The sequence below is a fragment of the Acidovorax sp. JHL-9 genome, assembly GCF_000426205.1.
Classification (GTDB): Bacteria; Pseudomonadota; Gammaproteobacteria; order Burkholderiales; family Burkholderiaceae_C; genus Acidovorax; species Acidovorax soli.
In genome coordinates this window covers 1-8,169 of sequence record NZ_AUEX01000048.1, presented here as the reverse complement: position 1 = coordinate 8,169, position 8,169 = coordinate 1, and the positions used below count along the sequence as shown (strand labels likewise).

General features: G+C 59.3%; 8 protein-coding genes. 4 read left to right on the top strand and 4 right to left on the bottom strand.

Annotated elements, in window-relative coordinates; translation table 11 throughout:
* Positions 1-224: 224 nt before the first annotated feature.
* Genes K225_RS0118880 through lptF form a run of 3 tightly spaced genes read right to left on the bottom strand, consistent with a single transcriptional unit; the run spans position 225 to position 2,845 of the window.
* A complete protein-coding gene (locus tag K225_RS0118880; protein ID WP_026437795.1) occupies positions 225-617 on the bottom strand; it encodes a sirohydrochlorin chelatase in 393 nt (130 codons plus the stop codon).
* 18 nt (positions 618-635) lie between these two features.
* On the bottom strand, positions 636-1,751 hold the full coding sequence (gene lptG / locus K225_RS0118875) for an LPS export ABC transporter permease LptG (protein WP_026437794.1): 1,116 nt from the start codon (positions 1,749-1,751) through the stop codon (positions 636-638).
* Entirely contained in the window at positions 1,748-2,845 is a 1,098-nt protein-coding gene (lptF, locus tag K225_RS0118870) for an LPS export ABC transporter permease LptF (protein WP_026437793.1), read from the bottom strand. Before lptF ends, lptG begins: the two co-directional genes overlap by 4 nt.
* A gap of 23 nt (positions 2,846-2,868) precedes the next feature.
* On the opposite strand from lptF, the gene K225_RS0118865 reads away from it, so the two are divergent.
* From K225_RS0118865 to K225_RS0118850, 4 genes are all read left to right on the top strand, one after another.
* Complete coding sequence (locus K225_RS0118865) at positions 2,869-4,386, top strand: leucyl aminopeptidase (protein ID WP_026437792.1); 1,518 nt, start codon at positions 2,869-2,871, stop codon at positions 4,384-4,386.
* A gap of 7 nt (positions 4,387-4,393) precedes the next feature.
* Positions 4,394-4,828, top strand: a complete 435-nt coding sequence (locus K225_RS0118860) for a DNA polymerase III subunit chi (protein ID WP_026437791.1) — start codon at positions 4,394-4,396, stop codon at positions 4,826-4,828.
* A 68-nt stretch (positions 4,829-4,896) separates the two neighbouring features.
* The gene (locus tag K225_RS0118855; protein ID WP_369794887.1) at positions 4,897-5,292 is read left to right on the top strand and encodes a hypothetical protein; all 396 of its coding nucleotides are present in this window, start codon (positions 4,897-4,899) and stop codon (positions 5,290-5,292) included.
* Positions 5,293-5,423: 131 nt separating this feature from the next.
* Positions 5,424-6,554 carry a branched-chain amino acid ABC transporter substrate-binding protein gene (locus K225_RS0118850; RefSeq protein WP_026437789.1) on the top strand — a complete coding sequence of 377 codons (1,131 nt, stop codon included), beginning with the start codon at positions 5,424-5,426 and terminating at the stop codon, positions 6,552-6,554.
* 125 nt (positions 6,555-6,679) lie between these two features.
* Here K225_RS0118850 and K225_RS0118845 read toward each other — a convergent pair whose 3' ends face one another.
* Entirely contained in the window at positions 6,680-7,687 is a 1,008-nt protein-coding gene (locus K225_RS0118845) for a D-2-hydroxyacid dehydrogenase family protein (RefSeq protein ID WP_026437788.1), read from the bottom strand.
* Between the last annotated feature and the right edge of the window lie 482 nt (positions 7,688-8,169).

Genomic DNA, 8,169 nt, shown 5'->3' with positions numbered 1-8,169 from the left:
AGGCGCGGTGCGCAGTGGATAGCCCGGCTATCCACAAGCGCCGCAACGCCGCAGACCGCCCGCAAAGACCGCTGCCCCAAGGGTTGGAGCGAAATCGGGCCGATGTACTTGGAGTGTTGGCGCCCCGGCTGCTTGCATGGGCACCAGCCCATGCGGCGCACCCGAAGCATCCACTCATCCCGATGGCACTCCAACGCGATTCCCTGCGAGATCGTAAACAGGCTCTAAAGAGGTGAGGTGGCTGCCGACGTGTCGCAAGCAATCTCGGCCATCAGGGCTGTCATTCGGTTGTCTTCACCGATTGCACCCTGCACCGTGAAGTGCACCGACGTGTGGCGCAAGCGTAGCTGCTCCACCAACACAGGCAGGTCTTCGCGTGCATGCTTGCCGGTACCCAGAAACATGGGTACCACCGTGATGTGGGTGGCCCCTTGTTGGGCAAGTAGGTCGGCAGCCTGTGCCAATGTAGGTTCACAAAGCTCGAGATAGGCGCATTGCACCAGCATTTCTGGGTGCTGCGAGCCAATGCGAGCAGCGACAGCCTCGATGGGAGCACGCCAAAGCGGATCGCGTGAACCATGCGAAAAGAGAACGATGGCCGGTGATTTTCGGGACATAGGATGGGGGGCGAAAGGTCAGCGTCGCAATACAAGCCACCCAAAGGCTGCAAGCGACAACAAGGAGTAAATCATTCCCGGAGCAGCCGCAGTGAGCCACGGGGACCAATTTTGTAGATTGCCTGCATAGCCAAACACATTGTTGAGCAGGAAGAAGCTGATACCCGCCATCACGCCGCCAAACACATAACCTGCGATGCCGCCCGCACGAAAGTGCAAGTAGGCAAAAGGCAATGCCAGCACCACCATCACCAGGCAACTCAATGGGTAAAAGACCTTGCGCCAGAACTCGATCTCATAGCGTTGGGCAGACTGGCCATTGGCATCAAGATGCCGGATGTATTGGAAGAGATCAAAGGTGGCCATGCGATCAGGTTTGAGCAGCGAAGCAGCAACCATATCCGCACTGATGCGAGTTGGCCATTGCAGCATCGGCGCCTGTAAGTGTTCAACACGGGCTTCTTCACCGCCTTGAAGGACAAAACTGCTGCGCCGCACCTGATGTAACTCCCAGCTTCCCTTGTGCCCAGGGGACGTGAAGCGTCCAGTTTCCGCATAGGTCTGCGACGCCAGCTGTCCCTTCTCATCAAACTCAAAAATGCGCACGCCCAGCATGCCGCCATCTGGCGTCAATGCGCGCACGTTCACTGCATAGGAATGCTCATGTTGACGTTCCTTGAGCCAGGCGCCGGTTGCGCCAGAGGTTAATCGGCCCAGGTGGCGTACTTTAATGAGCTGCGCTGCCCGTTCGGTCAGGGGGGAAATGTAGTCACCCACGGCAAACGTCAGCAGCACGAAGAATCCCCCGAGTGTCAGCAAAGTACGCAATGCTTGCCAGGGGCTCAAGCCACTCGTGCGCATGATGGTGAACTCAGAGCTTTGCGCCAGCCGCGCCATCACGAAAATAGTCCCTATGAGTACGGTAATCGGGAGCAACTCATACAGATGACTGGGAATGCTCAGGGCGACAAAGAGCAGCGCATGGGACAGTTGGTAGCCGTCAGGTCCCGCCCGTCCAACCCAGCGCAGCTCGTCCACTAGATCGAAGAAAAAAAACAGCGCCAGAAAACCCAGGGTCACAAATCCCACGGCAAGAAGGGCTTCGCGATGAATGAAGCGGCGAAGTACCTTCATGGGATCCTCCGTGCAGGCTGCAGGCGCCGCAATGTCCAGCGGTTGTGCCTTGCGGCCAAAATGGTCAGGGCAAGAACGAGAGTGCCACCGTGCAGGAAAAACATAAAGGCTGACAGGCTCAACTTTCCTGCTCCCACCCAGCTCTGTCCCAGCGTCATGAGGTTGAAGTAAACAACGAAGGCGAACAGGGCAAACATCAGGCTTCCGCTACGCCCGGCACGCGGGTTCACGCTGGCCAGCGCCAGACCCAGAACCACAAAATTGATGGCTGCCAGCGCGAGTCCCAGCCTCCAGCCCAGTTCTGCCTGGTAGGCGGGAATCGTCGATTGCATCAATAACTCATGCGTGGTGCGGGTTTTGACCGCGAGCTGTTCTGTTGCCGTGCCGGAGGCTGACCCTATGCGCGTGCCGTATTCGGCGAACTCGCTGATTTTCAGGCCATGTTGGTCCGTGGCGGATTCCAGCCGTTGCCCCTGGCTGAGCAGCGCAAAACGTTCGCCAGCGCGTATCTCCAGTCGGGCACTGCGGGCGGATGTCACCGACTCCTTGGTGCCGTTGCTGGTAGCAATGAAAATATTGTTACCTACCTGTGTGTCCGGGCTGTCCTTGTCGATAAAGAACACCCGGGTGCCGTTGGCTGATTCCTGAAACTCACCTGGTGCGATGCGGTCGATGTCGCTGCGTTGTTCATACCGGGTCTTGAGTTCCTGTATCTGCGCATTGGCCCATGGCCACACGCCCAATGACAGGATGGCAATGACCGCCATCACAGGCCACGCGAAGCGCAGCAAGGGGCGAAGCAGACTCACCAGACCCTGGCCGGCGGAGAACCAGATGACCATTTCGCTGTCCCGGTACATGCGTGACAGCACGCTCACCACGGCCATGAAAAGGCTCAGACTGAGGATGGTTGGGAGCTGCCCTAGCACCGTGAAACCCATGACCAGCATGACGTCGGAAGGATTGACGCTGCCGCGCGATGCCTGGCCCAGGGTACGGATCAGCATCATGGTCATGACCACGGTCACCAGCACGACGAGCGTTGCCCCAAAGCTGCGCGCTAGTTCTTTGCGAATGGATGAATCGAATAACATTGGCTCGAAGGAAAGCAGCGATTATGAACTTTGATCTGAAGACGCTGGCGCTGCCAGCAGCGGCAACTGAAAAATGCGATCTCCTGGTCGTATTGGTCCCCGAGGGCTTCAGGCCGGGGCGGGATGCCTTGTCGGTGCTCGTGGACCATGCACTCAAATGTGGCGATCTCGATACCAAGGCAGGAAAGAACCTGCAGCTCTATCTGGTACCGGCCTTGAGCGCACGTCGCGTTGTTTTGCTGGGGGCTGGCAATGGCTCGGCCCGTGCCGTTCGTCTTGCGCTGCAGGCCATCGCTGCAATTTTCAGGTTGCCCCAGGTCAAGCGTGCCGTGGTTTGCTTTGCTGGGGACGCCCAGGCAGGTGGAGTATGCGCTGCCGTGCAGGCAGTAGCCGATGCCAGTTATGTTTACACCACCACCAAGCCCAAGGCGGAAGCGCGCACCTTGAACCGGGTGGTGATCGGTGTCCCCCGTGCAGAGGCGGTTCGCGAGGCTTTTGCGCAAGGGGTTGGGCTGGTGGGGGGCGTTGAATTTGCCAGGGAATGGGGGAACCGTCCGTCTAACCACGCAACGCCGAGTCTTTTGGCCGAAGCCGCCAAGTCCCTTGCGGAGCAACCCCGCATCCAGTGCAAAGTGCATGGTCCCAGCGACGTGGCCCGTTTGGGCATGGGGGCATTCATCGCTGTCGCGCAAGGTTCGGAGGAGCCTTTGCGATTGATCGAGTTGCGATACAGCGGTGCGGGCAAGACCGAGGCACCGGTGGTGTTGGTGGGTAAAGGTATCACTTTTGATACCGGCGGCATTTCCATCAAGCCTGCTGCCGAAATGGATGAAATGAAGTTCGACATGTGTGGCGCAGCGAGTGTGCTCGGTGTGTTTCGTGCACTTGGAGAATTGCAACCTGCGATCAATGTGGTCGGCCTCATTCCCGCCTGTGAGAACATGCCGGATGGTCGGGCTGTGAAACCCGGTGACGTTGTTTCCAGCATGAGCGGTCAGACCATCGAAGTGTTGAATACGGATGCGGAAGGTCGGTTGGTTCTATGTGATGTATTGACCTACGCCGCGCGTTTCAAGCCTGCGGCGTTGGTGGACATCGCCACCTTGACCGGGGCCTGTGTGATTGCTTTGGGAGGCGTGCGCAGCGGACTCTTTTCCAACAACGACGCACTTGCCGCAGCCCTTTCTTCGGCCGGGGAGACGGCTGAGGATCTTTGCTGGCGTATGCCGCTGGACGAGGACTACGCCGAGGGCTTGAAAAGTAACTTCGCGGACATGGGCAATGTGGCGGGGCGGGCGGGTGGCTCTATCACCGCGGCGAAGTTCCTGCAGCGTTTTGTGGGAGAGCTTCCATGGGCGCACCTCGACATTGCCGGAACCGCATGGAAAGGGGGGGCCGCAAAGGGGGCCACTGGTCGGCCGGTAGGGTTGCTGGTGCATTACCTGCTGGGCCATGCGCAGCAGTTGTCTGCGCAGAATGCGAGGAAAGAGGTTTCACCCGCGCAGCCGGCAAAGCGCAAGGGCCGCTCAAAGCCCGACTGAGATCGGTATGACTGAAATAGCTTTCCACTTCAATGCGCCTGACAAACTGGTCTATGCGTGCCGGTTTGCACGCAAGGCGCAACGCAGTGGCGTACGGCTCCTGATCACCGGGCCTGCGGACATTCTGGCGGAGCTGGATGAAATGCTCTGGAACATGATGCCTCAGGATTTTCTGGCGCATTGCCGCAGCGATGCTGGGGACGAGCTTGTGCGTTTCTCCCCCGTGGTGCTCGCTCTGGATGCGCGGCAAGCACCGCATCGAGAGATGCTGCTCAACATGGGGGGTGCAGTCCCTGAAGGGTTTGGTAGCTTTGCGCGTTTGGTCGAGGTGGTGAGTGCCACGGATGAAGCGGATCGGCGTGGAGCGCGAACCCGCTGGCGCCACTATGCCTCGCGAGGGTATTCCATCACCCGCCATGATCTGGTATCGAAAGCTGACTGATGCATCTTCCTCCCAAGTCGCTCCCTCGTTTTGTGCCAACCCTCACTGAAGTGGTACAGGGGGTGGACATGCTCCCCGTTTCAGTGCCCCCGGCGGTCGAACCCAGCATTGCGAAACCCGCGCCATTGCCCCAGTTCGGGGTTTCGCCTCCTGCGGTGCCTGCGCAGCCGTTGGACGGGAATGCGGCGGGTAATTACGGTGCCCGGCCCATCCAGACATCCCCCCGCCCGGCATTGCCCTTGCCGCAGGGCATGGAAGAGTACATGGTGCACCGAGTGATGCAGCGCGTCGATGGGGTGCTGGATCAGCGGTTGCGTGAGGCGATTGCCCTGGTGATACAGGAGCAGACACGCTCTGTGCTGCCCCGCTTGCGTGAAGAGATTGAATCGGTGGTACGGCATGCGGTGTATGAGGCGGTGGCCGACGAATTGGTCAGTGGTGCTTCACCGCAGCCGGGGAGATGACAGGGTAACTCCCTGTGGTTTCCGGTGCATTTACGCGTGTTCCCTAGTGATCTGGCCCGTAAATTGCGATATGTTCGCCTGCGTTGAGACACAAAAATTATTCTCAGCGTTTATCTTTACTGGAGATTGATATGCAATTGAAGTTGAAACTGACCATGGTTGCTGCTATCGCGGCTGTTGCTGGTATGGCCTCTGCACAAGAGCAAGTGGTCAAGATCGGCCATGTGGCTCCGGTTTCCGGCGCGCAAGCCCACTACGGCAAGGACAACGAAAATGGCGCGCGCATGGCCATTGAAGAGTTGAACGCTCAGGGAGTCACCATCGGTGGCAAGAAAATCAAGTTCGAGTTGCAAGCCGAAGACGACGCGGCGGATCCCAAGCAGGGCACGGCTGCTGCACAGAAATTGTGCGATGCCAAGGTGGCTGGCGTCGTGGGTCACCTGAACTCGGGTACGACCATTCCTGCCTCCAAGGTCTATAACGACTGTGGCATTCCTCATGTCACGGGTGCGGCCACCAACCCCAACCTCACGAAGCCTGGCTACAAGACCACCTTCCGTATCATTGCCAACGACAATGCCTTGGGTGCTGGACTCGCTTTCTACGCGGCTGACACGCTCAAGCTCAAGACCGTCGCCATCGTTGACGATCGCACGGCGTATGGCCAGGGCGTGGCCAACGTGTTCAAGAAGGTGGCTGCAGAAAAGGGCATGAAGGTGGTGGACGAGCAGTTCACGACCGACAAGGCCACCGATTTCATGGCCATCCTGACGGCTATCAAGTCCAAGAATCCTGATGCCATCTTCTTCGGCGGCATGGATCCTCAGGGCGGCCCGATGCTGCGCCAGATGGAGCAACTGGGCATGGGCAACGTGAAATATTTCGGTGGTGACGGTATCTGCACCTCCGAAATCGCCAAGCTGGCTGCCGGTGCCAAGACGCTGTCCAATGTGGTGTGTGCCGAAGGCGGCGCATCGCTCGACAAGATGCCCGGCGGCAAGGCATGGAAGGCCAAGTACGATGCCAAGTATCCAGGCCAGTTCCAGGTCTATAGCCCCTACACCTATGACGCCACGCACCTGATCGTGGACGCCATGAAGCGCGCCAATTCGGTGGACCCCAAGGTCTATACCCCTGAATTGCTCAAGTCGCAATTCAAGGGCGTGACCTCCACGATCGCATTTGAGCCCAACGGTGAAATGAAAAACCCTGCCATCACCCTGTATGTGTACAAGGACGGCAAGAAGACCCCTCTGAACTGAACTCAGAGGCACCTTGGCAGCATCTTTGGTGCTGTCCACCTAGCAAAATGGCTTCCCGAAGGAAGCCATTTTTTATGGATGCCCGTTCAATCCACAACGGTGGAAACGGGAGGTTGCGCCAATACTCAGCGCCGGACCTGCAGTGCGCCTGGGTTCACGATATTCGTGGGCGTACCCTTGATGTAGTTCACCACGTTGTCGAAGGCCGCACCGAAATACAACTCGTAGCTGTCCTGCTCGACATAACCGATGTGGGGCGTGCAGATGCAGTTTTCCAGGCGCAGCAGGGCATGGCCTTGCAGGATGGGCTCGCTCTCAAACACATCCACGGCTGCCAAACCGGGGCGCCCGCGGTTCAGCGCCGCAATCAGGGCGTCGGGTTCAATCAATTCAGCGCGTGAGGTATTGACCAGCAGTGCGGTGGGCTTCATGCACGACAGGTCTTCCAGGGAAATGATGCCGCGGGTTTCATCATTGAGTCGCAGGTGCAGAGAGAGCACATCGCACTGCGAGAAGAACTCTTCCCGGTTGGTGGCCGCCTGGTATCCGTCGGACAGGGCCTGGGCGCGGGAGGCCTCACGGCCCCACACGCGTACGTTCATGCCAAAGGCCCGGCCGTAGCCGGCCACCAGTTGTCCAATACGGCCATAGCCCCAGATGCCCAGTGTTTTTCCTCGCAGTACGCTGCCGATGCAGAAGTTGGGGGGCATCGAGGCCGCCTTGAGGCCGGACTGCTGCCAGGCGCCATGTTTGAGATTGGCGATGTACTGGGGCAAGCGCCGCATGGCTGCCATCACCAGCGCCCAGGTCAGTTCAGCCGGCGCCACAGGTGAGCCCACCCCCTCGGCCACGGCGATCCCGCGCTCGGTGCACGCAGTCACATCGATATGGCTGCCAATCTTGCCGGTTTGGGCAATCAGCTTCAGTCGTGGCAGTTTTTCGACCAGCTGGCGCGTGATCTGGGTGCGTTCACGCACCAGCACGATGATGTCTGCATCTTTCAGGCGCACGGCCAGTTGCCCCTGGCCTTTCACCGTGTTGGTGTAGACCTTTGCTGAGTAGGGGTCGAGCCGGCTTGCGCAATGGAGTTTGCGCACCGCATCCTGATAGTCATCCAGAATCACAATATTCATCCCGCCATTGTGCCTTGGCGGGGGCTGCTCGGAAGTCTTGCCGCCCCCAGGCTCTCGAACAGAATGCAACGTTTTGTGGCACCCGTTGCGCCAGAGCTGGGGATGTGGACCTCAGAGCCTGTTGACGATCTCGCAGGGGATCGCGTTGGAGCGCCATCGGGATGAGTGGATGCTTCGGGTGCGCCGCATGGGCTGGTGCCCATGCCAGCAGCCGGGGCGCCAACACTCCAAGTACATCGGCCCGATTTCGCTCCAACCCTTGGGGCAGCGGTCTTTGCGGGCGGTCTGCGGCGTTGCGGCGCTGGTGGATAGCCGGGCTATCCACTGCGCACCGCGCCTTGCATCCCATCGCGCAAAGACCGCTGCGCGACCCCTGGGAGATCGTCAACAGGCTCTCAGTGGCATGTTTCGCAAGCTGCCATGCGCTCCAGCTCGGCGCAGACATCGGCCATACGGCCCGAAATGACCATGCGCCCGACCTC